Origin of the sequence: Mastigocladopsis repens PCC 10914 (assembly GCF_000315565.1) — a bacterium.
GTDB classification, from domain to species: Bacteria; Cyanobacteriota; Cyanobacteriia; order Cyanobacteriales; family Nostocaceae; genus Mastigocladopsis; species Mastigocladopsis repens.
Window position 1 is genome coordinate 3,036,449 of sequence record NZ_JH992901.1, and the last position, 25,330, is coordinate 3,061,778.

Below are 25,330 nucleotides of genomic sequence, written 5' to 3' on the forward strand. Positions count from 1 at the left end.
CTTCTGCTTAAGGGACAAGTTATATGTTAAATCTTTATGTAACTAGGAACACACGCTATTAATCAACACGAGTAACAAAACAATTCAAAATTTATTAAGAACTTTAGTTGTGGGTATCAAGCCCACTTCCAAAAAAAGAACAAACATGAAACTATTAAGGAGTTGGCAATGTCTAACAGTTTTGTGAAAAGAATCGCTGTATTTGGCTTACTATGTTCCTTGCTAACAATAACAGCTGCTTGTGGTGAAAGTTCTAGTGACACGAACTCTACACAAATCAATCAAACAACAGAAGTCAGGAATGGGCAAGTCAAACTTAATTGTTCTTCTAACTCACCAAATGCTCAAGCCACGACAACAGTAACTGTTAATGGGCAACAGTACAAATGTGAAAATGGTCGGACAATTCAAGTGAGATAAAGGCTGAGTTTATACTCTAAACAGCCCAAATCTACAGCTAACTTGATAGTACCTTGGCAAAATCATTTGTCCTTTCCACGAGTTTACCGCCTTTTGTCAGTCTGAGTCTCCGACCACGCCACTCGAAGGTGTCGCCAACAAAGCTGTAACACCACAATCCAAAACTGATGAGATCGCGTAAAGGTACTAACCACAAAAACTTTTTGGCGACCGGATCTTTGAGGGTTCTGACTCCAACGACCCATGCCATAATCAAGCGGGTACTCCAGGTAAGTGTGGCGATCGCCCAACCGAAAATTGACCCACCTGTTGCTATCAACAATAATAAACTAATGGCTGTGCCGTGGGTAAAGATCAGCCCCGCATAGCCCCAAAATCTTGAAACTCGCGTGCAGCAATTCCAGCGTGTTTGACGGTGGATGAAATCAAGCAAGCTTTCTGATGCGATCGCATGATCAATCACATAGTCAGAAAGCACGACTTTGTAACCTGCTTGTGCGCTTAAATACCCAAATTGGAAATCATCTGCCAGATAATCGGCAATTGCCCCAAATCCTCCTATTGCTTCCAAAACACTTTTACGGATCGCAATGGTTGGACCAAGGGCAAAGTTCATTCCCTCCAGTGACCTTGCGATTAAAATGCTAGCAAGGTACTCAGTGGATATACCGATAGCTTCCAGGATTGCCACCCATCCTTGAACCTGGGGACGGTACAAACAGGTGACAACACCTACCGTTTCGTCCTGCATTGGCTGAATAACTCGCTGCAAATAATCAGATCCGACGCGCACATCGCTATCCGCAAGCAGTAGGAGCGAATGTTTGGCAAGGGTTGCTGCATTCGCCAAATTACTGACTTTCAAATTCGTGCCAATTGTGCGATCGCTCACGACCAGATGAATATCCCTTTCTGGGAAATCGTCAATAATTTTCTTGACAACTGTCACACTTGGATCATGTTCATCGCGGACACCGAAGATGATTTCGTACTCTGGATAGTCTTGTTGACAAAATGAGGCAAAGTTTTCGTAGGAATCGATATCAAGACCGCAAATGGGCTTGAGGATCGTGATGGGTGGATGAAAGTCGGGATCAATCTGTGCCGGATGGGAAAAGAACTCAAGTGCTGCATAGATGCCATAGCAGTAATACCCAATTGCCACCAGGCACAGAATCAGGAGTAGTAATTGGTGCGGATATATCATTCTCGTGTTGACTTAAGCCTTCTGGTTAGCAACAAACTGCTTGCGTTTGGCACGTAAGCTGAGGTATTCCCGTGCTTCTTTGTAAAGGCGACTGCGTTCCTCAGAGTCGAAAACCGCTTTCTTGAGAATGCGGGCGACAATGCGGGGACGGAAGTAATATTTGCCGTAGAAATCCTCAACAGCCTCCATCATTTCACCGCGTGACAAGCCTGGATACTCAATATGAGGCAGCTGGTGTCCTGTTTCGTCAGTCATCTCAATATCAGAGCGCAGGTATCCGTTAGCTTGGACAAAGTTGTAAAGTTCAGTACCAGGATAAGCATGAGCTACGGAAACTTGGATGGTCTCGCAGTCAAGTTCTTTAGCAAACTTCAGCGTCTCCTCGATAGTTTCTGGCGTCTCACCGGGCAAACCAATAATGAAGTCGCCATGAACAACAATGCCAGCTTTTTTAGCGTTCTTCATAAACTCACGCCCATGCTCCACTGTTGCACCCTTCTTAATATTCTTGAGGATTTGAGGATTACCTGACTCGAATCCTACAATCAACAGGCGACAGCCAGCTTTCCGCATTGCTTGCAGCGTTTCGAGATCAACGTGGACGCGGGAATTGCAAGACCAGGTAAAGTTAAGAGGCTCGAACTTTTCGCACAACTCTAGCACACGCTGTTTCCCGACGGTAAACGTATCATCGTCAAAAAATATCTCTTTGATATCGGGGAAGAGTTCCAGCGCGTATTTCACCTCTTTAGCAACGTCATCAACTGCTCGCTGACGCCACGCGTGACCGTCGAAAGTTTGAGGCCACAAACAAAATGTACACTTAGCAGGGCAGCCGCGCGTGGTGTAAAAGGAGAGATAAGGGTGTAGCAGAAATGGCACGTTGTAGCGACGCACATCCAAGTCACGTTGATAAATGGGCGTGACCCATGGCAGCGCATCTAGGTCTTCAATGGGCAACCGTCGCTCAGTATGCACAATTTTACCGTCTTGGCGGAAACTCACGCCTTTGATTTCTGCAAGCGGCTTCCCTGAAGCGAATTCTGTGACTGTGTAATCAAATTCCTTGTGTGTGACAAAGTCAATCGCTTCACTCGCCATCAAGCTTTGTTCTGGTTGTGTCGTGACGTGAGGACCGACAAAGGCGATTTTTAGCGATGGCTTTGCAGCCTTCATCATTTCTGCCAAACGCACGTCGCTATAAAATCCCGGTGTGCTGGTAAAAAGAACAACAAAATCGTATTCAGTGGCAATCCGAATTGTTTCCTCTGGCGAGACTCCGTGAGGTGTCGCGTCGAGTAGCCGACTTTCGCTGATCATTGCGGCGGGATATGCAAGCCAAACCGGATACCAATACGATTCAATTTCGCGTGTTGCAGGCCAACGAGAACCAGCGCCACCGTCAAAGTTTTCAAAAGACGGCGGGTTGAGGAGTAAAGTCTTCATCATAGTTTTGTTCCCCTTAGGGTTGGTAGCTTGCATCTAGGTGAAAACGTTGGAAATTATACGGCTAAAACTTTGCTTTAAGACAATTTTTGATATTGCTTTAACTATTCGTGTTCACAAATACGAATATTTGTCATCGTGACTTGCGATAGAAGCTTCGGCAGAACAATAAACCTCTTGTAAAAGTCGATTTTCTGAAAAAAACCACAGATGGACACAGATGGACACAGATAATTTATCTGCGTTTATCTGCGTGCATCTGCGGTTCTAAATATCGATTAATCATACTTTTGCAAGAAGTCTAATTCTTTTTGGGTTTGGGAGCCTATTTTCATCGCTTAATGGTCTTTTTAAGAAATTTTTCTAAACTATACCAGACTTGGATGGTTAAGGCTGGAGTAGTTTTTGGGAGTAAAACGAGGCAGATTCATCACCTCTGGTACACTCAGCTGCAAACTGAATCAGATGATGACCAACAAGCCCAACGTGGATCAGGTTTTCAATATTGCCTTGTTTGAGTGCGGGGCGGGCCATTTTCCAGAAAGTTTTACGGTAGTTCCCAAACACGCCCACCCGCAGTAGAATGTTTGTCATTAAAGTTAAACCTTTACGAATATTTGCCCAAGAAGTACGAGCCGGACTATTGGGAACAGCGATCCGGTTAGGGTAAGTGTGTTCCATGTTGTAGGCAAATCGCTGATATAAATAGTCCGGTTCATATGCCGTTGTGATGCAACGCCGCCACATCTCAACAACTTGTTCGTAAGGCATGAGAAACTCAATATTCGACTCACGATTTTCATCAAAGACAATTCGCCCTTCTTTTTCTAACCTCTGCCACAACGGAGTTTTTGGTAAGGCATGAAGTAGGTTAATTGTCAACATGGGAATTTGAGACAGACGAATAAATTCGAGAATTTTGCCTGCGGTTGCAGGTGTATCTGTATCAAACCCGATGATGATGCCTGAGACAACTTCCATGCCATAGCTATTTAAAACTTTCACTGCTTCCAAAATTGGCATGCTGAGGTTGTGAGTTTTGGAAATAGCTTGGAGTGCTTCTGTTTCGGGGGTTTCAATGCCACAAAAAACTGTGCAAAAATAAGCTTCGCGCATCATTGCCAAAAGTTTTGGACTTTGCGCCAAATTGAGTGTCGCTTCGCAAGCAAATTGAACAGGATAGCCATTGCGTTTTTGCCAGTCAATTAGGTGAGGGAGCAACTTCATGAGGGCGCGGCGATCGCCTACAAAGTTATCATCAACAAAATAGACTGCTCCTGGATTGCCAGATTCCAGCATAGCATCGAGTTCCGCAAGCACTTGCTCTGGAGTTTTAAGGCGCGGGTTGTTACCGTAAAGTGCAGGAATATCACAAAACTCACAGTGATAAGGGCAACCACTGGAGAACTGAACATTGGCAAGAAAATACTGTTTGAGATTAAGCAAATGATAAGCTGGGCTGGGAAACTCGCTTAGGGGAAGCCGTTCCTTGGTTTCAAAGCGAATTTGTTGTTGAGGACGTGTTGTGTGTAGATCCAAATACTCAATCATGGAGTCCGTGGCATCACCTAATTCGCCTAAATGTAAAATGTCAAAATCTAGGTAATATTCTGGACAACCAGAGACAGAAGGACCTCCCACAACTGTGATTTTGCCGTGTTTGTGGGCAATTTCATTAATCTTATTAATTTGTGGTTGCTGGATATGCATCCCACTAAGAATAACCACATCAGCCCATTGATAATCAACCCTTTTTGCCGAAGTGACATTTTCATCAATAAACCGGACTTCCCACTCTTGAGGTAAGTAAGCAGCCACAACTAAAATGCCTTGTGGCGGCATGAAAGCGCGGACACCACCCATTAGTGGGTAAGCGTGATGAAAAGTTCCAAACGAGCGACTGTACTTGGGAAAGATACAAAGAATGCGCCGATGATGGCACGGAGTGTAGCGGGTTCTCAGATTCTTGTTCTCAAGGGGCGGCTTCTCTAAAGGCATCACAGAACTATTCATTGTCATTGTCTCCTCACACACCTGAACAGCTAAGTTGATAAGACCTTTACAAAATTGTCTGTAATTTTCACTAGCTTACCGCCTTTTGTCAGTCTTAATCGCCGCCCCTGCTACTGACTTAGACTGCTGTTGCCATAGTCGAACAGAAAGTGAACTTTCAGTTCTGACAGCTGCCAAGGTTGCTATTTATCCTTATGGTATAGTCCTAGAACAGTAAAACAAGACAGCCTATAGATAGAAGATTTGTCATAAGAACTAAATAGTCAAGTGGCTTTGGGATGATATGAGCAAGCGTTTTTTATTTAACAATTCACGTCGCCCTGTCAGCATAAATTAAATTTCTTTGCATTAATTCGCATCAATTAACATGAGTTTGATTTATTTTCTTCTGCGTTCTTCTTGGGGAATGGTGACAATAGCAGTTATCACCGGCTTCCTGAGTGGCGGCAGTAGTGCTAGCCTCATTGCCCTAGTTGCAAGCGCCGCCAGTAGCAGTGCTACTTCACGTTTGACATCCATCGCTTGGGGTTTTGTCGGACTTGCCCTAGTTGCGCTTATTACCAGTGTTATTTCTCAGGTGATGCTGATTAGGTTATCTCAAAATGCTATCTTTCAATTACGGATGCGCTTGAGTCATCAGATACTGGCTTCTGAGTTGGGTTATCTAGAAGAGCAAGGAAACCCGCGACTTTTGGCAACCCTGACAGAGGACGTTCAAGCTGTTGCTCATGCTGTTCATGTGATTCCATATCTCTGCATTGATATGGCGATCGTTGCGGGTTGCTTGATGTATATAACTTGGCTTTCCTGGTTAGTATTTCTATTAGTTGTAGCACTTTCAGTGGTGGCGATCGGCAGCTGTCAGTGGCTGTTAAACAGAGGAAAGTACTTCCTCGCTCTTGCCCGTGAAGACCAAGATGTGCTCTTTAAACATTTCCGTACTATTACAGAAGGAGTTAAGGAACTTAAGCTGCACCACGGACGGCGTCAAGTTTTCCTTTCTAAAAACCTGGAATCAACGGCGGCTCTATTTCGTCATCATAACGTTCAAGGTCTAACCCTGTTTACAACAACAACAAGCTGGGGAAGGCTGATATTTTTTTTCGCCATTGGTTTTGTCTTATTCGCGCTTCCCAATATACTCACTATTAGTCCCCAAACTCTCTCTGGCTACATCTTGACCTTTACTTACTTGATGTTGCCGATGAACAACATTGTGGAGAATATTCCTACAATTAGCAGAGCCAGCGTTGCCTTGGAAAAGATAGAATCGCTGGGTTTATCTCTAGCTCGTCGAGCTGAAGTATCGTCGATACCGCCTGTCACAAGCACCTCTTGGCAACGCTTGGAATTCAAAGGTGTTACCTACACTTACCGTGGGGATCAAGAAGCCAGCAACTTTATTTTGGGTTCTATCGACCTGAAGTTTCATCCACAAGAACTTGTGTTCATTGTTGGGGGGAATGGGAGCGGTAAATCCACTCTCGCCAAACTGATTACTGGACTCTACATCCCTGAAGCTGGAGAAATTTGGTTGGATGGGGAGTTGATTAACGGACAGAATCGTGAGTGGTATCGCCAGCATTTTAGTGTGGTTTTTTCTGACTTTTATTTATTTGATGAGCTTTTGGGATTGGACAATACGCAACTAGATATTCAAGCTAAAGAGTACCTGAAGCTACTCCAACTAGACCACAAGGTAAAAATTGAACACGGAAAACTTTCCACCACAAATCTTTCCCAAGGACAGCGTAAACGACTGGCTTTGCTAACGGCGTATTTGGAAGACAGACCAATTTATCTGTTTGATGAGTGGGCAGCTGACCAAGACCCAGTATTTAGGGAAATATTCTACACTCAACTTCTACCAGAACTGAGGCAGAGGGGCAAAACAGTGCTAGCAATCAGCCACGATGATCGCTATTTTCATTTGGCAGACCGGATCATTAAGCTTGACTACGGCAAAGTGGAATACGAGAAGCGGTACGGAACATGAGGAACAAAGTTCCAGCATTGTGTGAGTGAGTGCGAGGAGCAATTTTGAGCAAAACCTCTAGACGCTTAGTCAAACCTCCATAAACTCTGTTTGTTAAGGTATGGGTGAATGTGGGCGTCCGAACGCTTGAGGGCGAGTGTTTACCTGCTCATTTTGGTCAACTGTTCAATGAGGGCAATAACATCACTGCGGCTGAGTTTATCTTTGCCATTGGCAAGGGCATCAAGGGTGCCGTAAGCCAAAGTTAAGGGAATTTGGCAAAAGTCCAAAGCCGGACCATCAGGAAGGGCGCTGGTGTATGCATCTGCCAGTTCTAGATTGCGACGGGCATAATTATGCATATCTTCTGCACTCCAAGCCTCAGGGAAGAAGTCCACCCCACGCGCCATGTCTTCACTATGGTTCCGGATAATATTCACCGCCTGTAAGCCCCGACCAAACCCAATCGCATGGATACGGTTCGTCTGAGTCCCATCGTACCAAGCCCATAAATCTGAGAGCATCAAGCCAACTGCACCAGCCACTCCAAAGGTGTAGCGATCCAAGTCAGACTCCGTATGGATTTTCCAGTTGGTCTCTGCCCAGTAAGCCATTCTATCTGCCATTGCCGCAGTCGCATCCCAAATTCGAGGCGCAATGCTTGCAGGCGCAAGTATTGCCCATTCTCGAATCCGAAGGGAAACCTCCGGTAGTATATGTTCATGTGAGTTTAATCCTTTGTAGAAAGCATCGACTGCAAAACCATCACCTCCTGCTTGTAATATCAAGCTAATTGTTCGCAACAGCTTTGCCTTAGTTAAGTTATCGAGTTCTGAATGGTCTTCAATTTCATCAATCGCTCGCAAACACAGGTATGCTGACGCTACCGCCTCTTGCAAGCCAAGTGGTAACTGAATAATTGGGATGTAAAAAGTCCGACTCGTTTCCTTGAGGATGTTTAATGCATCTCCATACAAGTCCATAAGATTGCAACTCCATTGGCTATCATTAACTTTGCTTAATCATTGTTGGGGAAAAAGTCACCCCTCAAATCAAAAACGCTGAAATTGGTATTCTTGTTTACCCAAGTGCGATCCATCGCAAAAAGCATTGCGTCCCGCCCGATCGCCTTAATTCAACGTGAGTTTTGAAGAACTTCTCCCACCCCACCTCCTTTTCTCTTGACAGGAGACGGAGGTGTTATGTATCCCCGAAGTGGGGAGAGGTTTGGAGAGGGGACACAGATGACATCGAACTCACGTTAATTCACAATCGGCTGTCAAGCTCAACCCAATTCCATACTTGCCCACCTCTGATTCACAAGGCAGATTTAGATTATCTATTTTCTTTGCTCAAAATAAAAAAATGTTATGACAGTACTATATAATACGTCCATAGTGCTGCTAAATATTTAGTGACAACTCCTATGCTATAGGGATTGCGCCTTTATGATAAACGCGATCGCGCAAGGCGCGGCTCCCTCTGGGAGCATCGCCCCAAAGGGGCGGGTGCTCTGCACCAATGCCCTTTGGGCACGCAAGGCGCGAACGCACAAAGCGCGGCTCCTCTTGAGGCAATTGGATTTTTTGAGTTTTGTCGTCAGGGCATCCAAAAAAGTAAAGCCAAATAGAAAAAGACATATCACAAAGATGTAATATTTTTGTGTGATTTACTGTTTTTAATTATGTTGGCAAGCAAAATACTTTTTCATCAAGGAAGCTCAATATATTGACATTGAGAATGCTATATTTTCCCTTGTTGGAGTGAAAAAATATTTTTTATTTAATTAAATAAACTTTATTATGTATAGGACAAAAGCTTCTTTCTAGTTCTTGCGTCATTTATCCAAGTGCATAAGTGAATGAGAATAATCTTTATAAAGAATGTAGAAAGAAGGCAGCAAAAATGAGGTGCATGTGTATTTAATGTTATTCTTTAATGGCTAATTAATACACAAGACAGCTTACTATTTACTTGTGCAACATTTAGGATATTATATGCACTAGTTTGTAAGGGGAAAAATGATGGTTTCTAAAACGTTAGCTCAGTCAATTGTTGATAAGCAGTTAGCTGCTGATAAGTTAGAGCAATTCAAAGAAGAAATGAAGCAGTTAGTAGGTAAGGCTTTGAAGAACTCTAACTTACTTGAATTGGTTGAAAACTATGGTTTAACAGGAGAAGATCTTTTGTCATTTCAATGTACACTTGATGTTAATAAAGTTAGAGAATTTAGTCAAACTGATGAAGGTCAAAAAGCCAGCGAATTGTTGCCAGCACTTCCACATGATGAGGAACAGCTATCAGTGTTTGCAATAGGCTGGTGTTTCCCTTGTGCTACCTGGTGTCATTAATTAAGGCTGCTGACTTATGTGCTTGCTAATTAACTAATCTATGATAGATAAATGTGGTGTTGCTGAAGTCATGCATGAAAAAGATTTCATGTAATTTCAAAACCTTTGTAGAGACGTAGCACTGCTCCGTCTCTACACTTGAATCTATACTTCAAATCAGCAGCGCCATAAATTTTAGACAGTAACTTGCTCAATTATGACGTAGACTCCAATACAGTTTGGATAAGAGAATTCAACTATCGCTCTCTCTTGTAGAGATTACGTAAATTATTTTTCTTTTCATTTACACACCTACACCCTTATCCCCCTAAACCCTTTGTTTTCCCCTACACCCCTACACCCTTATCCCCTTACACCCGCAAGGGAGCGCATTGACTGAAATCGGTGTACTCTACTAAGCTGTTGTGCATTTAAATTGCACATTATGAGCGTGAAGGCAGATCATTTGTCAAAAGTCAAAAGTCCAGAATTACTATTGACAATTGATCTCTTGACTCTTGACGACCCTAACAAGTAAATATGCGCTCCTAGATGTGTTTTAGCTTAAATGTTGCTACAGCGTTACCATTGTTCACCAAAAGCTACTGTGCGTAGAGGAATATCTGGTATGACTACTCTTGCGAGCCGATTTAAAGGGTTAGGAATTACTATAGGCGCTGTCATAATAGCTTTCTCTACAAACAGTGCTATTGCCCAAGTCACTCCGGATGCGACTCTCCCAGATAATTCTCGCGTAACCACGCAGGATAATTTAATAAAAATTGAAGGTGGGACTCAAGCTGGAAGCAATTTGTTCCACAGCTTTAAGCAATTTTCCGTACCCACTGGAACTACAGCGCTCTTTAACAATGCTAGTAACGTTGAGAATATTATTAGCCGGGTCACGGGTAATTCTATTTCTGAAATTTATGGCACTCTTGCGGCTAACGGTACAGCAAATTTATTTCTGATTAACCCGAATGGGATTATTTTTGGTCCTAATGCGACCCTTAACATCGGCGGTTCTTTCATAGCCAGTACGGCAAGTAGTCTCAATTTTGCTGATGGTACTAAGTTTAGTGCGACAGATCCCCAAAGCACGCCTTTGTTAACAGTAAGTGTACCGATTGGTTTACAATTCGGAGCAAATCCGGGCAGTATCCGCAATCAATCTCAAGCGAGTCCAGAGGGAGCAATCAGTAGTTTAGGAGGACCTGTTGGTCTACAGGTAAAGCCTGGCAAAACCCTAGCGCTTGTGGGCTCAGATGTCACGCTTGATGGTGGAAATTTAACAGCAGAGGGGGGAGAAATTGAGTTGGGAAGTGTAGCTGGTAATAGTCTGGTCACTCTCAACCCAACAAGCCAAGGTTGGGCATTAAGTTATGAAGGTGTCCAGAATTTCCAGAACATTCAACTCGTTGCGCGAACTGTTGATGGTTCTGAATTTCCATCTTACGTGGATGCTAGTGGTGAAGGTGGGGGCAGAATTCAAGTTCAGAGTAAAGGTTTACTGCTCACTGACGGTTCACGGATATGGTCTCTAACTCTGGGTTCTCAATCTGGAAAAGATTTGATAGTGAATGCTTCCGAGTCAGTGGAACTCGTTGGTCTTAATTCAAGTTTGGCAAATTTAACTATGAGTACTGGAGATGGGGGAGATTTAACAATTAATACTCAAAAGTTAAGCCTGCGGGATGGAGCACAAATATCTACTGGCACTGTATTTAGCTCAGGTTCGGGGGGGAATTTGACTGTGAACGCCTCCGAGTCTGTAGATTTGATAGGAGAAGTTCCCGTACCGAATACGAAAAATAATGCACCCAGTGTATTGACCAGTGCGACGGCTGGTTCCGGAAACGCAGGTGACATTACGATTAACACTTCAAGGTTGCGTATTCAAGATGGGGCAGAGGTATCAGCAGAGTCTACTGGAGTACTTGATTCTAACGTATTGACACCAGGTATAGGACAAGGGGGAAATTTAACTGTGAATGCCTCCGAGTCCATAGAACTAGTTGGCATTTCACCAACAGGAATTCCTAGTCGCTTGACAGCTGCAACTAGCGGTTCTGGAGATGCTGGCAAGTTAACAATTACCACTGGGCAATTGATTGTCCGGGACGGAGCAGCAGTCACTGTCAGTAGTGAAGTTCCAGACAATTATATCTACAACGGGCATGAAATGAACTTCGGCAGAGCAGGTGAACTCAATATCACTGCTCGTTCCATCCGGTTGGACAATCAAGGCAAAATTACTTCTGAAACGGATTTAGGGCAAGGGGGAGATATTAATATACAGCTGCAGGATTTACTACTGCTGCGCCGTAACAGTCAAATTTCCACCAACGCAGGCAACGCCCAGGCGGGTGGAGATGGAGGTAATATCTCTATCAATACTCCTAATGGCTTTATCGTCGCCGTACCAGGAGAAAACAGCGATATCACCGCCAATGCTTTCACGGGTTCTGGTGGCAAAATCCAAATCAATGTCACTGGTATTTTTGGCATAGTGCCGCGTTTTCGAGAAGACTTGGCAAGGCTATTAGGAACTAACGACCCACCCGAACTAAACACCCAAGAGCTTCTTACAAGCGATATCACGGCAATTTCCCAAGCCAACCCTACTGCAAACGGAGAGGTGATTCTTGTCAAACCTTATCTTGACATCAACCGTGGATTAATCAACTTGCTAGTAGAACCACGAGAACCGAGACTGGCACAAGGATGTGATGCAGGTGTAGCGCAAAATCAAAGCGAATTCATTATCACCGGACGCGGCGGCATACCACCCAATCCTAGGGAAATTCTTAGAAGTAACAATGTGCAGGTAGATTGGGTGTCCTTGGAGGGAAATGCTAACTATCCTGCTAAGGGTGTCCAAAGTAGGGAAATACAAGGACAGGGATCTGCAGTAATAAATACACAAAATAACAAATATGTCAACCCCTCACAGAATAAGATTGTGGAAGCGCAGGGGTGGGTGGTGGATGGTAATGGTGATGTGATTTTGGTCGCTCAGATACCTACTGTGACGCCCTACAGTTCTTGGTTCAACTCTGCATCTTGTAGTGGTCGTTAGCAAGGGTTTCGGAAGTTGAACGTTAGAATTTAGACTGGCTCACTTACAGCAGAACTTCACCCCCCAACCCCCGCACAGCGCTGGCTCCTCTTTGGCAGCACAGAGAGATTTTTGACCTTCCTTGCTTGCAAAGAGAACTCTGTAGAGGCGGAGGGCTTCCTGTTAGAGTGCGGCGGCTTCCGCGCCCGCCTCCTATGTCCTAATAACTTTAAGAATTTTCCCACTCCTCGTCACCCTGTCAGGTTGACACCAATGGGGGTGGGGTCTTGCCTTTTCAAGATTGGCTGTGACATACTCAATCAATAAAATACGGTATTTCGATGTATTTAGTGTATTTTTAGGATAAATTTGCAAAGTTGCTGCGTTGACGGGTGTTTAACCTAAAAAGCTGACCTTGTACTAGGAATGAATAATGCTAAAAGACTCTCAAGGACTGGAAGTGACAACAGACTCAAAAGAGACTATCGCAGCCATCGACCGTTTCATCACACAAGCCCTCAGCTATGGCAAGGATGCTGAAGCTTGTATCTTACGGGGGATTGCGGCAGACCCAACCTGTGCTTTGATTCATGCCTATGCAGCTGCTCATTACCTCTGTCAAGAAAACGCTACGGCTTGGCAGCAAGCTACACCCCACTTACAAGCGGCTCAACAGCATTTACCAAACGTCACAAAGCGAGAGCAGTTGTACATACAAGCAATTTCAGCCTGGGCTACAGGAGCAATTGACCGAAGGATGCTCCGCAGGAGCCGCCCCAAGGGGGGGATGCTCTCGAAGGGAGGCGCCCAAGGCGCGCTCGCATTACACGAGGCTATTGCTCAAGAGTTTCCCCAGGACCTCATATCAGTTCAGCAGGGACAATATCACTACTTCTACTTGGGCGACAAAGAAAGATTGCTCAAAATTGCTCAAAAAGTTTTAAGAGCCAATCAGGAAAATCATTACCTGTATGGGATGGTGGCTTTTGGTTTGGAACAGTGCCATCAGTTGATGGAAGCAGAAGCAATGGCTCGAATGGCAACGACGATGAACCGCCATGACCCTTGGGCGCATCATGCCATTGCTCATGTCATGGAAACTCAAGGACGAGTCGATGAGGGGATTGCCTGGATGGAAAGCCATGCTGACACCTGGGAAAACTGCAACTCCATGCTGTACACACACAATTGGTGGCATGTAGCGCTGTACTACCTTGAAAGAGGCGACGCAGAAAAGGTATTAACGCTATACGATACTCATGTTTGGGGACGTGCCCAGAAAGAATCTCCTAAAGACCAAGTAGGGGCGATCGCCCTGTTGTTACGGTTAGAGTTGCGTGGAGTTGATGTTGGCGAACGTTGGCAAGTTTTGAGTGCATATCTTTTTCCCCGCCTTCACGAACACGCATTGCCCTTTCAAGACTTGCATTATGTCTACGCACTGGCAAAAGCAGGACGTAGTGAATGGTTGACCCAAATGCAGCTCAGTATGCAGAAACACGCTGCCACAGTGAATCCCTACTTACGTCGAAACTGGTCTGTTGTGGCAATTCCGGCTGCTAGAGGTATGGTTGCTCACGCCAAAGGAGACTGGTCAACGGCGATCGCTGAACTGAAACCAATCTTGCCCCTATTGCACTACGCTTCTGATACCGTTGGCGAATTCCCAAAACATCTAAACTGAACGGGTCAGTTCAACAATGAAACGATTGAGAGCTTTTTGAGCAGTTTTATACCCAGGTGCTTGTTTACCTAACTTCAGTTCAGACAAAACACGGTCACGTAAAATTTCAAGTTCTGCAACCATTGGCAGAGCAATAGACTGTTCTGTAATAACGGGATTAGATGTTTGATGAAAATCCTCTTGTCGTGTATTACACGGAGGAGGTTCGTTTTCTGGTCGAGTCTGAGTGAAATTTTCTGAGTCTAACCGTGTAATACTCGGTAGATTCTTATGCCTAGTAATGTGTTCTAAATAATCAGCCCTGGTTAAGCCTAAGCATTCAGAAGCAATACCAATAGCCTTCCAGGTTTCATCAGTTAATCTCAATGAACGAACTAGACGATAATCTTCATTCTTGAGAGCAAATTTCCCCTGAATATCTCGTTTTAGCATCCCAACTTCCGTGTATGACACCGTCTTAGTTTAACCTGAAAACCAGGTCTCTCACCGAGTAATACACGGAAAAAGCAACAGATTATTTCGTAGGATTTAAATGTTTGGTTCTGCCAGAAGCGCAAAGTGTGAGGAGCGAGTTTTAGCCCGTGGTATCTCCTCCAACCAAGCGAAAACTCGACCTAGATTGATAGCGGCTGCCGTCAGGATATGCTGTAAGTGAGTTTTAGCTAGCCCAATATAACGGCAGTCGCGCATTTCAAATGCTCGGATTCCTTGAGAGATAGTTCCTTCAATACCTGAGCGCAGCCCATACTGTTTTTGAAACTGTTCAGTTTTTTGTCGTTCCCTGGCTTTTTGAAGAGCTTCGTAATCGGATTGCACCTGTATGGTTAACCCACGAGGGTTTGTTTTTGCACGAGTGCATTGAGACCGAACCGGACACGCTAAACAATCACGCTGCCGAAACTCGACGTAAATTACGGGTTTTCCATAAACGTCTTTATTCTTTTTCCAAAGGTAACTACGCTTACCTTGAGGACAATATACGGCTTTATGCTCCCAATCTATTTTAAAATGAGATAAATCAAATCCAAGACCTGCTTTTGCTTGCCATCCAACGTTGAGGGCTACTGGCCCGAACAAATCAATGTTATAGTCTCGCTGTGAGCTAGAAAGCAATTGGGAAGAAGTATACCCTTGATCAACCAAATGCTGTTGAGGTAAAAGGTCTTTCTGCTCCAGAGCTTGATGAATTGAGGGAACAACCGTTTGGTCTTGACTTGTAGCAGGAGTAGATTCTACATGAGTAATGATATGAGGTAAATTTTCATCACAACTTTCTGTTAGATGCACTTTGTACCCTGTCCAGTTGGTAGTGCGCTTAGTACTATTACGCGCTTCTAAGTCGTAGGGTGAGCGAATTCGTAGTGCCGAAGGCGGGCCATCTTTTTCATTGCGTAACTGAATTTTCTCTGTTGGTGCATAGTATTGCTGTAACCAGACCTGACGCAAAACTTCTACGGCTGGCAGTTGTCGCAATTCAACGGGTGCTGTTTGAGAATAGATAGCATCAAGTAAATCAAAGCCATCAGCCCCAATTGTCACAGCCAAAGCTTCTCGTTCTGGAGCCGTTCTGGGTAGTCGGGAATCTTCAAAGCGTTTGCTATAGCGGTCATACCATTCGGGGGGAGCCAATGACTTCAGCCAGGTGGGTGCTATTTCTGCCACAGCATTTAAAGTATACCGCAGGGTTTCTCCCAGATGTTCCAGTCTTGTTAACTCTCTGACCACCGCTAGTATATGAGTTGAGTCAGTGCGCTGTTTTCCTCTTGCTGACAGCAGTTTGAGTTCCTGAAATCTCAACAGCATCTTGTCTAGTATTTGCTGCTCAATACCACCTGAGATCAATCGATCACGGAATTCGCTTAAAATACTAAAGTCAAAACCTGGATCTGTTAACTCCAACGACAAAGCATATTTCCAATCAATCCGTCCTTGCACTGCTTGGGCTGCTTGCCTGTCTGAAAGATTTTCTAAATATTGCATCACCAGTACCATTGCCAAACGCCAAGGTGCAAGTGCAGGTTGACCGCGTTGTGGATAAAGCGATGCGAAATCTTCATCCTGATAAAATACCCCAAGTTCATCACGCAATCGCATATATAAATTACCTTTGGGAAACGCGGCTTTGGCTACACGTACCGTTTCATTGGGAACAGGAGGAATTTTTTCCGGATGTAAGCACATATACTGCCTCCAAAGGTATTTCTTCTAGTTTATTGATAATTGAGGCAGCTAAGTTCATTTTTTGTTACCGTGTATTACATGGTGGAGTGTAGCTCTCTTTATCATGTAATACACCGTAAACTCTCCGTTTTTATGTTAAGTAATATTTCGCCAACGGTATCAGATTGGTGGAAGCCATGCTCAACGAGTTTTGTTTGAGCAAGTTTATCTAGATGCTCTGTTGCGAAGTGAAAAGCAAAGTAGAGTTTACTGCACAATGGCTTGAGACCAATATCGTTTGTCTCCAGAACGGCTGTAGAGACGTAGCATGCTACGTCTCTAGGTTAGATGGGTGAGAGCGGTCATCTTCGAATAGTGCAAGATATGCAGTTTAACCAAAAGCCTCAAACCCGTTATTTAGACACATATTGTAAATATCAGCAAGTACGTTGTACTCTTCCAACTTCACCACTGCAAAACGTTGAACTGCCACTTGTTGCATTGCGGCTTGTAGTTCTGCATCTGGCTTAAGTAGGGCAAAGAGAAGCTGCTGAATCAGGGATGCCCCAAGATGCTGAGCTACCACCAACGGCGGCATAGGAGACGGTTCTAGCACTTCCACTACTTGCAGATGATGAGATAATTCGGGGAAGTCGCGCAGTTCCTGCTCTAATACGACACTGTCAATTGCTGCACAATCTACCAAACCGTCTGCAACCCAACGAATTGAGCGCTGGTGAGAACCTGATTGTATTCCTTGCTAAAGAAGTTTTTGGGATGTCCGCCTTGAATTAACCGATAGCGCAGCAGGTTGTAGCCGCTGTTGGAGCCTGGATCATTGTAGCAGACTTTTTTCAGAGCCAAATCCTCAAAGGTTGCCAAATTGCTGGCAGCATTCACAATCACGTCTGAAAAGTAAATGGGACGGTCTTGATAGCGTGGTGCTTGCATCACTGGAGCAACCAAAGCTTGCAACTGATGTGGTACAACCTGGCAATAGCGAATCAACGGTAATCCACAAATGAATGCCAAATCCAGTTGGTCTTTTAAGAGTACGGGGTCTTCTAGTGGACTGCATTCACCTTGGTAAAGCTGTGTTTCAACTCCCAAAACACGACCTAGATAAGCCAAAATGGTTTCGTAGAAATTGAACCAATTAGGAGCCAGGTAAGACACACCCCGCAGTTGAGTTAATCTAGTGACTTGCGGCTGAAGGTATGCCACTTATGTCCTCCAACGCCTTGATGAGTGGAAACTAACAGTAGCTTGCGGTAAGTCCAATGAATACGTAAGAACATCAAACTTAGCAAGGTCAGCAGCCCGATAATGAAAACTGTTCCATATGCCTTAGTGTCCCACCAAAGCCGCGTCAGCATTGCTTTACCGAGTCGCACAGGCTCCCACAAGCGAGGTGTTTCGCGCTTTGAATCGTGGATGTTGACAACCAATGATGTCGCTCTATTAGCGCTTGCCATTTTTATTACTCCTGATAACACCCAACCTAAACTACTCTATTTCACTACTAAAATACGGTAAATCAATCGACTTAGTTGTGTTAAAGGCAATATCTCATAGCTGGCTAAAAAAAGCAAGGTCTAATGCTCATGGCTAGCGGAAAAGGCATGCATTTTAAAAACTTCACCTAGCTCTAGCTAGTGTGAGTTTTGGTGATTTCTCTTTGAATTTTTTCTTGCTTTTTTAACCAAATCATGAAAAAATAATTTTTATTTTTTTTATAAAATCTATCGATTTACCGTAGATTTGATGAACAAAATCCAATAGGTTTCAAATAAGATTGTTCGTAGGCGCGATTGCTTATGTAGAGACGTTGCTGTGCAATGTCTCTACACGCGTGAAATTGTCACAAATCACCATTAACTGAACGGTATTGAATAATGCCGCAGTTTTCGGCTTGTGTGTCAAATCAATGCATATAACGAAATCTGGTCAAAATTATGAGTCAAATTTTAGAAGAAGTCTTATCTGCAAACCACGCTTACATTGAAACATTTGGTAACAAAGGCGAACTCGCTATGCCTCCACGCCGTCGGTTTGCTATTCTTACCTGCATGGATGCTCGACTTGATCCAGCCAAGTTTGCTGGATTGGTTGAAGGAGATGCTCATGTGATTCGTAATGCAGGTGGACGTGCCAGTGATGATGCTATTCGCTCGCTTGTCATCTCTTACAAACTACTTGGGACACAGGAGTGGTTCGTGATTCACCACACTGATTGTGGAATGGAAACCTTCACCAACGAAGTCATGCGGAATTTACTCGCGAGTAGTCTCAAAACCGCCCTTTTAGATGACAAGGGTTGGCATGATGTGGACTTGAGTTCGGGAGCGGTTGAAGGAGAGTTCATCGATTGGTTGACTATCAACGACCAGGCAAAAAGTGTCTGTGCAGACATAAAGCGGATTCGTTCGCACCCGTTGGTTCCGCGTGAAATTTCTATCTACGGCTACCTCTATGATGTTAAGACTGGGAAATTGATTGAAGTTCCCGAAGCTAAAGCAATTGGTCAAGCTTATTTATAATTCTTAACAACCCAACCTGATTTGGGGAGTTTAACTCAGGATTACGGTTTTTCCTAAGTTCATTGAGTTTCTCTAGATCCTCAATAATTTGAATTAGAATCTCAAACCAACCCCACCTTGTAAGGCAAAAGCCGTACCCCCGTCACGGACAGCATCAAAGGCAATGATAGCGTTACCAAAAATCACCGTATTGCTATTTGGGACGACGTAATCAATTCCTGGTTGCAGGGCAAAGCTAATCTTATTACCAACAGGGGAAGGTGTATCACCGCCAGCTAAAACCAGTCCAGCTCCTATATAGGCATCGGTTTGCCAGTTGATGGGGTAGTCATAGGAAACTGTTGGCACAAGGGCGACATTTGAACCAATGAAAGCCTGAGCGCGCAAAGAAACAGGCGTCTCAAGAAGCTTATAGCGACCGGCAATAACCCCTCCAACTCGGGCACCATCTGCAAAACCAACCCCAGCACCAACACCGACGTAGCTGCCATATGCGACTTGAGCTTGTGCTGGTTGGGTAGATTGAGTAAAACTTAAAACTGAACCAGCCAAAAGAACGGATACTAAGTACTGAAGATGCTTCATTGCCCCACTCCTCACACAACTCCTAACTTAATTATCGTAGATTTTATACTTAATATTAGTCAGTCATGAGTTAAAAGTTAGGAGTTAGGAGGTTTGAATTGTCTCCCCCAACTCCCCAACTTTATTTATGGGCAACGAGGATGAAGACCTCCTTGAGTGCAAATGTAAGCGATTTGCTTGGCATCTAAATTTTTAACTTGAGTGAAATCTACTCCATCCACGACAGCAGATTGCGCTCCTATAGCTGGGGTTTGCACAAATTGCTCGGTTTGGTCTTGTTTGCTGGAGGAAAGAATTGTGCCCTGAAAATCAGCTCCTGTGAGATTTGCCCCCCGTAAATCTGCAAGGCTCAGGTCGGCATTTCGTAAGTTGGTATTTTCCATGTTGGCGGAGCGCAAAATAGCATTAGCAAGACGAGTGGCGCTCAGGTTAGCATTACTGAGGTTGGCATGATCCAAATAAGCTCCTGTGAGGTCTGCTCCTTGCCAATCAGTTTTAATTAAGTTGGCAAATGACAATTGGGTTCCTACCGCAATGACGCGACCCAGACGAGCAGCATACAGATCCGCGTCTTTCAAGTGTGCATTGCTCAAGTCGGCTCCTGTAAGACTGGCATTTTCCAACACGACACCTTGCAAATCGGCTCCTTCTAGCTGAGCGCTACTGAGGTTAGCACCAGTTAGGCGTGCATTGGATAAGTTAGCTTTGTAGAGAGTGGCGCGGCTCAAATCAGTACGGCTCATCAAGACACGGCTAAGGTTCGCTTCAGCGAGATTAGCTTGCGTCATCCGTGCTTGGCTTAAATCAGCAATCCTATCGTCGTAGGTATCCCAGCGACCATCTTCGCCTGCTCCCCGGAAGCGACTCCCCTTGAAGCTGCCAAAGGATAGGTTTGCGGATTTGAACTTAATTCCCCCTAAATCAATTTTATTGAGTACTAAATTGAAGGAGTTTGGCTCAGAGCCGTTTTGACCGAGGTGGACATTGGTTAGATCCAAGTCATTGCTTTGACCGTTGTAGACAGCCAAAATCTTATTAATTGTACGCTGGTTAGCTTGCAACTGCTTTTGTAGCACTTCTCGTGGTAATGCTCTGCTGCCTCTTCCAGGCTCTAACTCGCCAACCAGGAACTGATTCATGCGTTTTAAATTGGGGATAGCTTTAGGTCCAACGCTTACCAAAGCTTGCTGAATTGTTTCAACTAAGATAGGGTTGGTTTCCTGAGAAAGCAAGTTGACAAGGTATTGGATTGCCTGGGGATCATTGAGAGTACCCATTGCCAATATTGCTTTCTGGCGTTCCTCGTTTGTCGCTGCCAATTTGGAATTATTTAACTGTTCAATAAGTGCAAGAAACTGCTGGCTGTTGCGCTGCTCGGTGAGTTGCTGATTTTGCAGAGTTTGAATGTAGACTTGAGTCCCTACTAATATTGCCAATACTGCACTCATGCTAAGGAGCGCCACTCCAAGCAGCGTCTGACTTGGATATTGTCGCATCCATCGCCACAGCTTAGATTCTTGGCTTGGCTGGTCTGGGGTGATTACAATTGATGCGATCGCGTCTTCTTCGTCTGTTTCGGTCAACTGAGACTGAATTCGTTTGCCATCATGTTGAGATGGTGATGTAAATGGTTTGGTGGCATCTATACTGTAAGTCCCTGCGAGTCGGTCGTGCAGTGCGCGACGGTTTTGCTGCCAAGGGAAACCTGTCGCTTCCAACACAAGCATGATAGTCGCCAAGCTCGTAAAAGCACCCAAACTGGGAAACAAGAAGCTGTTGCGCCACAGAAAATAGGCGATCGCCGTTGGCAAACCCCAACGACCGACTCCCTCTCGCACGATAACGGCTTTGAACCCTGGCGGTTTCCCAAGAGCGTTGACAACTTTAATCCCAAACTGATGTTTCGCCAGTGTGCTACCAGTTTTAGCCAGTAAATACAATTGCCAGCCCGAAAGTGTCAGGGGTGCTAGCAAGGCTATTGTCCATAAGAAATTGCTGGGCCATGCTACGTTACGGATGCCGTAGCTGACAGGTAGAGCTAAGGGGCGGGCGATCGCACGTTCCGTCTGTACTAACAAGGGGTTGAGTGGCACTCGATTCAAATCGCTTCTAGAATTGGCATATGCACCCATCCCAAAGGGCACCAATCCACTGGCAACCACCAGTGTCATTTCTGCTGCCCAAGCGGCAATGCGCCTAGTCGCTAAGGACAATGAGTTGGATTTTCCCGATTCTTTGGCTCGACTAGATTGATTACTTCTCCTCACACTTGGGGTTGCCATTGGATAATTCCCTTTAAAGTTATTTCTACGCCACTCTCTGCACGGTCAAAAAAACTACTGCTTATGCGTGAGAGTTATTGGATACCAAAAATTTGTATCCAAGGTACACTAAGATTGACAATAGTGCCAAACTGATCGCTGCAGCCACAAGTTTAAGTACTGCTTGTAGTATGGCAAAGCCTAACAGCAAAGCTACGCCAGAAACTATTAGCTTTCTGACTCCAGACAGATTCTTGAACCAGTTCACAAATCGCCTTAGGCGGGAGTAAAAGCTTGGACTTGACTGAGAGGAAGTTTTTATTTTATCTGACTGGGGAATGAGCACAGACGAGGAATTCATTGCCTCTAGCTTTTCGAGGCGACGCTTTAAGTCTTCTTCTGGTTGAGGATTCATCTATTTCTACCTTAGCTTCAACACTTAACAAACAACGAACCAACCAAATCCCTTTGTTTGGCTGTTGTCTTAGTGATTTTAGCGAATGTCTTTGTTTTAAAGACTGCTGTTGGTAGTTAAAAATCAAGCTTTTGATATTGGCTTTGCCTAAAAAATTTCATCTTTTTATTTAACCACATAATTATTCATCTTAACTAATAATAATTTATACGTTGCCGTCGGGAACAAAGACAGTTTGTTATCGTCTTTTCACTTTAGAATATGTGGTTCAATAATTGCTATATAAAAAGTCGGGGCCTGACCATAATTATGAAAATGCGTACGCTATTTCCAGTAGTTCCCGCAGCATTAGCGATAAGTTTAGCTCTCACCAATGCTAATTTGGCTGACGCACAAGTTGTGCAAATTAATTCTAATTTGCAGCCAGATCCGCTGATTGTGAACGGTACATCTGGGGGAAAACTCCAAAGTAACTGCGGCAATATAGCAGATAAAGCCAATCAAGTTCTAAAAGTTACAGAATCACTGCCTTACCTACGATTAACAGTTGAAAGTAGTGGACAACCCACTCTATTAATTGATGGTCCAGGGGGACGCTTTTGTGTATTAGCAGATAGTTACTCTGGAGGCAAACCAGAAATTTCTGGTTATTGGCAGGCAGGAAACTACTCTTTATACGTAGGAGACTTATCCAAAGGACAGTATACCTATACTCTATCGATTTCGCAACAAAAGACGCCTAAAAAATAACCAATAGTTTAGAGTGAAATACTTATAAGATTGAGGGAAAAAGTAGGCAAGACATTCTGTATGCTGTTGACTGCTGATTTTTAATCATCAATAGTCAACAGATCAAGAATTTGTAACATTTGGGCTTAAATATGTAACAGGTTAGAAATAATTCATGAATGTATAAAAAGTACTATAGATCATTATAGCGGGTAGAGACATTACCAATATTTGAAACTGTGCCTCTTTTGGTCACAGGCAAGTCATATAAGGCTATTTAAGTAGAAGGGCTTAATTAAATAAAAACTCGGGCGTTAGGGCTTTAGCCCTTTCAAATCTTATACAGAGTGATAAATCGCTCACTACAAACAAAAGTTTTATCTTAGATTTAATTACGTCCACCTACTTACCGTGAATTCTTTAGATAGTCACCAAATCACTCGTATTTACTGAACAGCTTATTTTGATATATTAAGTTTCCCAGCATGAGATGGTAGGAGAGAGAGGTCATGTTTGGGTTGAGCGATTCAGCAAGGTGTAGAAGCAGGTGATCGCAAAAAAAAGTTTATAACAGTGCTTTTGTTGTTGAGATTGGGGTTGAGTGTACAAGAAGTCAGGCTAGCAGTACAAAATAAACCACTTTCTGCCTCCTGTGGATATTGACTGCCAAGAATTTTTAGTTAAATTTTGTTAAGATTGGAGTCGGTACAAGCACTTCTGCCTTCTCTATTCATTGCCTACCTTGGAGATACCCCATGTTGCGACTTGAACATATTAGTAAAATTTACCCCACAGGCGAAGTCCTCAAGGATATCAACTGGGAAGTCAAAGCTGGCGATCGCATTGGTTTAGTTGGTGTCAACGGTGCTGGAAAGTCTACCCAACTCAAAATTATCAATGGAGAAATTGAACCCACTTCTGGCGAAATCATTCGTCCTGCCAGCTTACACATAGCATACCTCAATCAAGAGTTTGAGGTAGACCCTACTCGTACTGTTAGCGAAGAATTTTGGACAGTCTTTAAAGAAGCTAACTCTGTGCAGCAGTCTTTGGCGCAAGTACAGCGAGACATGGAAAGCGCCACGAGTGAGGAACTCGAAAAACTGATCCACAAGTTGGATCGTCTACAACGGCAGTTTGAAGCCTTGGATGGCTACATTTTGGATGCACGAATTGGGAAAATTCTACCAGAAATGGGGTTTGCGCTAGAAGATGGCGATCGCCTAGTCAGTGCCTTTAGTGGTGGTTGGCAAATGCGAATGGGTTTAGGCAAAATTCTCCTACAAGAACCTGACTTATTGCTGCTAGACGAGCCAACTAACCACTTAGATTTAGAAACTATTGAGTGGCTGGAAAATTACCTTAAAGGGCTAAATACCCCTATGGTGATAGTTTCTCATGACCGTGAGTTTCTGGATCGGCTCTGCACCCAAATTGTAGAAACGGAACGAGGCGTTTCCAGCGTTTACCTTGGCAACTACTCAGCATACCTGCAACAAAAATCAGAAAATCAAACAGCACAATTTGCCGCTTACGAACGCCAGCAAAAAGAACTAGATAAACAACAAGCATTTGTTGATAGGTTCCGCGCCAGTGCAACCCGAAGTACTCAGGCAAAAAGCCGGGAAAAACAACTCGAAAAAATCGAGCGCATCGAAGCACCTACCTCAGGGTTAAAAACTCTGCAATTCCGTTTTCCCCCTGCACCCCGCAGCGGACGTGAGGTCGTGGACATCAAAGATTTGACTCTCACGTATGATGAGAAAATATTGTTTTTAGGTGCAAATCTTTTGATTGAAAGAGGCGATCGCATTGCTTTTATTGCTCCCAATGGTGCCGGCAAATCGACTTTGTTACGCCTAATTATGGGGATGGAAAAACCCACAGACGGTTTCATTAAATTGGGCGATCACAATGTGCTCCCTGGGTACTTTGAGCAAAATCAAGCGGAAGCTTTGGATTTGAAAAAGACAGTCATGGAAACTATTCATGATGAAGTTCCTGATTGGAAAAATGAAGAAGTTCGAACCCTTTTGGGAAGATTTTTATTCACTGGCGACACTGTATTTAAACCAGTTGCAGCATTGAGTGGTGGTGAAAAAGCACGTCTGGCATTGGCAAAAATGCTACTGCAACCAGCAAATTTATTGATACTAGATGAGCCGACCAATCACTTAGATATTCCAGCGAAAGAAATGTTAGAAGAAGCCATACAAAACTATGATGGCACTGTAATTGTAGTTTCCCACGACCGTTATTTTATATCCAAGGTAGCCAACAAAATTGTGGAAATCCACGAAGGTGAATTTCGCGTCTATCTAGGTGACTACCATTATTACTTGGCAAAAATAGCAGAGGAAAAGGAACAAGCAAAATTAGCGGCAATAGCTGTCGAAAAAGCGGCAAAGAAAGCAGCAAAAGCTGCTAAAGCATCTACCAAAAAGAAATGATAGCCCTGGGTAGATAGTGGTTAGTAGGTAATAGTTTTTTGACAACTAACAACCAAC

21 protein-coding genes are annotated in these 25,330 nt (G+C 44.0%); 8 read left to right on the forward strand and 13 right to left on the reverse strand.

What is annotated here, in order from left to right; genetic code table 11:
- Window positions 1-168: 168 nt before the first annotated feature.
- A complete protein-coding gene (locus MAS10914_RS0115670) occupies window positions 169-420 on the forward strand; it encodes a hypothetical protein (protein ID WP_017316892.1) in 252 nt (83 codons plus the stop codon).
- A gap of 37 nt (window positions 421-457) precedes the next feature.
- Here the strand turns inward: MAS10914_RS0115670 and hpnI are convergent, their stop codons facing one another.
- The 3 genes from hpnI to MAS10914_RS0115685 all read right to left on the reverse strand — a co-directional run bounded on the left by hpnI (window position 458) and on the right by MAS10914_RS0115685 (window position 5,086).
- Window positions 458-1,627, reverse strand: a complete 1,170-nt coding sequence (gene hpnI / locus MAS10914_RS0115675) for a bacteriohopanetetrol glucosamine biosynthesis glycosyltransferase HpnI (RefSeq protein WP_017316893.1) — start codon at window positions 1,625-1,627, stop codon at window positions 458-460.
- Window positions 1,628-1,639: 12 nt separating this feature from the next.
- On the reverse strand, window positions 1,640-3,076 hold the full coding sequence (gene hpnJ, locus MAS10914_RS0115680) for a hopanoid biosynthesis associated radical SAM protein HpnJ (RefSeq protein ID WP_198014981.1): 1,437 nt from the start codon (window positions 3,074-3,076) through the stop codon (window positions 1,640-1,642).
- Between the two features lie 384 nt (window positions 3,077-3,460).
- Complete coding sequence (locus tag MAS10914_RS0115685) at window positions 3,461-5,086, reverse strand: B12-binding domain-containing radical SAM protein (protein ID WP_232224171.1); 1,626 nt, start codon at window positions 5,084-5,086, stop codon at window positions 3,461-3,463.
- 367 nt (window positions 5,087-5,453) lie between these two features.
- On the opposite strand from MAS10914_RS0115685, the gene MAS10914_RS0115690 reads away from it, so the two are divergent.
- A complete protein-coding gene (locus tag MAS10914_RS0115690; RefSeq protein WP_017316896.1) occupies window positions 5,454-7,082 on the forward strand; it encodes a cyclic peptide export ABC transporter in 1,629 nt (542 codons plus the stop codon).
- A 140-nt stretch (window positions 7,083-7,222) separates the two neighbouring features.
- On the opposite strand, the gene MAS10914_RS0115695 is transcribed toward MAS10914_RS0115690, so the two are convergent.
- On the reverse strand, window positions 7,223-8,044 hold the full coding sequence (locus MAS10914_RS0115695; RefSeq protein WP_017316897.1) for a squalene/phytoene synthase family protein: 822 nt from the start codon (window positions 8,042-8,044) through the stop codon (window positions 7,223-7,225).
- Between the two features lie 441 nt (window positions 8,045-8,485).
- Complete coding sequence (locus MAS10914_RS0115700) at window positions 8,486-8,701, reverse strand: hypothetical protein (protein ID WP_017316898.1); 216 nt, start codon at window positions 8,699-8,701, stop codon at window positions 8,486-8,488.
- A gap of 381 nt (window positions 8,702-9,082) precedes the next feature.
- Here MAS10914_RS0115700 and MAS10914_RS0115705 point away from each other — a divergent pair, with 381 nt between their 5' ends.
- The 3 genes from MAS10914_RS0115705 (at window position 9,083) to MAS10914_RS0115715 (ending at window position 14,133) form a co-directional block, all read left to right on the forward strand.
- Complete coding sequence (locus tag MAS10914_RS0115705) at window positions 9,083-9,412, forward strand: hypothetical protein (protein WP_156818167.1); 330 nt, start codon at window positions 9,083-9,085, stop codon at window positions 9,410-9,412.
- 607 nt (window positions 9,413-10,019) lie between these two features.
- Window positions 10,020-12,470, forward strand: coding sequence for a two-partner secretion domain-containing protein (locus MAS10914_RS0115710; RefSeq protein ID WP_017316900.1), 2,451 nt, complete (start codon window positions 10,020-10,022; stop codon window positions 12,468-12,470).
- Between the two features lie 412 nt (window positions 12,471-12,882).
- Window positions 12,883-14,133 carry a tetratricopeptide repeat protein gene (locus MAS10914_RS0115715; protein ID WP_017316901.1) on the forward strand — a complete coding sequence of 417 codons (1,251 nt, stop codon included), beginning with the start codon at window positions 12,883-12,885 and terminating at the stop codon, window positions 14,131-14,133.
- Here MAS10914_RS0115715 and MAS10914_RS0115720 read toward each other — a convergent pair.
- From MAS10914_RS0115720 to MAS10914_RS32860, 5 genes are all read right to left on the reverse strand, one after another.
- On the reverse strand, window positions 14,125-14,565 hold the full coding sequence (locus MAS10914_RS0115720; RefSeq protein ID WP_017313973.1) for a hypothetical protein: 441 nt from the start codon (window positions 14,563-14,565) through the stop codon (window positions 14,125-14,127). The genes MAS10914_RS0115715 and MAS10914_RS0115720 overlap by 9 nt on opposite strands.
- A gap of 96 nt (window positions 14,566-14,661) precedes the next feature.
- Window positions 14,662-16,314 carry an IS1182 family transposase gene (locus MAS10914_RS0115725; protein ID WP_017313974.1) on the reverse strand — a complete coding sequence of 551 codons (1,653 nt, stop codon included), beginning with the start codon at window positions 16,312-16,314 and terminating at the stop codon, window positions 14,662-14,664.
- A 370-nt stretch (window positions 16,315-16,684) separates the two neighbouring features.
- Entirely contained in the window at window positions 16,685-16,999 is a 315-nt protein-coding gene (locus MAS10914_RS36400; RefSeq protein WP_017316902.1) for a PhnD/SsuA/transferrin family substrate-binding protein, read from the reverse strand.
- Window positions 16,993-17,517 carry a PhnD/SsuA/transferrin family substrate-binding protein gene (locus tag MAS10914_RS36405; RefSeq protein ID WP_332248806.1) on the reverse strand — a complete coding sequence of 175 codons (525 nt, stop codon included), beginning with the start codon at window positions 17,515-17,517 and terminating at the stop codon, window positions 16,993-16,995. The genes MAS10914_RS36400 and MAS10914_RS36405 overlap by 7 nt, the downstream gene beginning before the upstream one ends.
- The gene (locus MAS10914_RS32860; protein WP_071599834.1) at window positions 17,484-17,768 is read right to left on the reverse strand and encodes a hypothetical protein; all 285 of its coding nucleotides are present in this window, start codon (window positions 17,766-17,768) and stop codon (window positions 17,484-17,486) included. The genes MAS10914_RS36405 and MAS10914_RS32860 overlap by 34 nt, the downstream gene beginning before the upstream one ends.
- A gap of 480 nt (window positions 17,769-18,248) precedes the next feature.
- On the opposite strand from MAS10914_RS32860, the gene MAS10914_RS0115740 reads away from it, so the two are divergent.
- On the forward strand, window positions 18,249-18,833 hold the full coding sequence (locus tag MAS10914_RS0115740; RefSeq protein ID WP_017316904.1) for a beta-class carbonic anhydrase: 585 nt from the start codon (window positions 18,249-18,251) through the stop codon (window positions 18,831-18,833).
- Between the two features lie 93 nt (window positions 18,834-18,926).
- On the opposite strand, the gene MAS10914_RS0115745 is transcribed toward MAS10914_RS0115740, so the two are convergent.
- From MAS10914_RS0115745 to MAS10914_RS0115755, 3 genes are all read right to left on the reverse strand, one after another.
- A complete protein-coding gene (locus tag MAS10914_RS0115745; RefSeq protein ID WP_017316905.1) occupies window positions 18,927-19,418 on the reverse strand; it encodes a hypothetical protein in 492 nt (163 codons plus the stop codon).
- 125 nt (window positions 19,419-19,543) lie between these two features.
- Window positions 19,544-21,700: a pentapeptide repeat-containing protein gene (locus tag MAS10914_RS0115750; RefSeq protein ID WP_017316906.1), complete on the reverse strand. Its 2,157-nt coding sequence runs from the start codon at window positions 21,698-21,700 to the stop codon at window positions 19,544-19,546.
- A gap of 61 nt (window positions 21,701-21,761) precedes the next feature.
- A complete protein-coding gene (locus MAS10914_RS0115755) occupies window positions 21,762-22,094 on the reverse strand; it encodes a hypothetical protein (RefSeq protein ID WP_017316907.1) in 333 nt (110 codons plus the stop codon).
- 309 nt (window positions 22,095-22,403) lie between these two features.
- Here MAS10914_RS0115755 and MAS10914_RS0115760 point away from each other — a divergent pair, with 309 nt between their 5' ends.
- Entirely contained in the window at window positions 22,404-22,844 is a 441-nt protein-coding gene (locus MAS10914_RS0115760; RefSeq protein WP_017316908.1) for a hypothetical protein, read from the forward strand.
- 734 nt (window positions 22,845-23,578) lie between these two features.
- Window positions 23,579-25,273 (forward strand): ABC-F family ATP-binding cassette domain-containing protein, encoded by a 1,695-nt coding sequence (locus MAS10914_RS0115765; protein ID WP_017316909.1) that lies wholly within the window; start codon window positions 23,579-23,581, stop codon window positions 25,271-25,273.
- Window positions 25,274-25,330 lie beyond the last annotated feature (57 nt).

Bases quoted from the DNA above. Each gene is read 5' to 3' on its own strand.
- MAS10914_RS32860 (WP_071599834.1), bottom strand. From the start codon at position 17,768: ATGGCAAGCGCTAATAGAGCGACATCATTGGTTGTCAACATCCACGAT.
- MAS10914_RS0115720 (WP_017313973.1), bottom strand. From the start codon at position 14,565: ATGCTAAAACGAGATATTCAGGGGAAATTTGCTCTCAAGAATGAAGAT.
- MAS10914_RS0115755 (WP_017316907.1), bottom strand. From the start codon at position 22,094: ATGAATCCTCAACCAGAAGAAGACTTAAAGCGTCGCCTCGAAAAGCTA.
- MAS10914_RS0115745 (WP_017316905.1), bottom strand. From the start codon at position 19,418: ATGAAGCATCTTCAGTACTTAGTATCCGTTCTTTTGGCTGGTTCAGTT.
- hpnI (WP_017316893.1), bottom strand. From the start codon at position 1,627: ATGATATATCCGCACCAATTACTACTCCTGATTCTGTGCCTGGTGGCA.
- MAS10914_RS0115750 (WP_017316906.1), bottom strand. From the start codon at position 21,700: ATGGCAACCCCAAGTGTGAGGAGAAGTAATCAATCTAGTCGAGCCAAA.
- MAS10914_RS0115760 (WP_017316908.1), top strand. From the start codon at position 22,404: ATGAAAATGCGTACGCTATTTCCAGTAGTTCCCGCAGCATTAGCGATA.
- MAS10914_RS0115685 (WP_232224171.1), bottom strand. From the start codon at position 5,086: ATGAATAGTTCTGTGATGCCTTTAGAGAAGCCGCCCCTTGAGAACAAG.
- MAS10914_RS0115765 (WP_017316909.1), top strand. From the start codon at position 23,579: ATGTTGCGACTTGAACATATTAGTAAAATTTACCCCACAGGCGAAGTC.
- MAS10914_RS0115725 (WP_017313974.1), bottom strand. From the start codon at position 16,314: ATGTGCTTACATCCGGAAAAAATTCCTCCTGTTCCCAATGAAACGGTA.
- hpnJ (WP_198014981.1), bottom strand. From the start codon at position 3,076: ATGATGAAGACTTTACTCCTCAACCCGCCGTCTTTTGAAAACTTTGAC.
- MAS10914_RS0115695 (WP_017316897.1), bottom strand. From the start codon at position 8,044: ATGGACTTGTATGGAGATGCATTAAACATCCTCAAGGAAACGAGTCGG.
- MAS10914_RS0115705 (WP_156818167.1), top strand. From the start codon at position 9,083: ATGATGGTTTCTAAAACGTTAGCTCAGTCAATTGTTGATAAGCAGTTA.
- MAS10914_RS0115710 (WP_017316900.1), top strand. From the start codon at position 10,020: ATGACTACTCTTGCGAGCCGATTTAAAGGGTTAGGAATTACTATAGGC.
- MAS10914_RS0115715 (WP_017316901.1), top strand. From the start codon at position 12,883: ATGCTAAAAGACTCTCAAGGACTGGAAGTGACAACAGACTCAAAAGAG.
- MAS10914_RS0115700 (WP_017316898.1), bottom strand. From the start codon at position 8,701: ATGTCTTTTTCTATTTGGCTTTACTTTTTTGGATGCCCTGACGACAAA.
- MAS10914_RS0115690 (WP_017316896.1), top strand. From the start codon at position 5,454: ATGAGTTTGATTTATTTTCTTCTGCGTTCTTCTTGGGGAATGGTGACA.
- MAS10914_RS0115740 (WP_017316904.1), top strand. From the start codon at position 18,249: ATGAGTCAAATTTTAGAAGAAGTCTTATCTGCAAACCACGCTTACATT.
- MAS10914_RS0115670 (WP_017316892.1), top strand. From the start codon at position 169: ATGTCTAACAGTTTTGTGAAAAGAATCGCTGTATTTGGCTTACTATGT.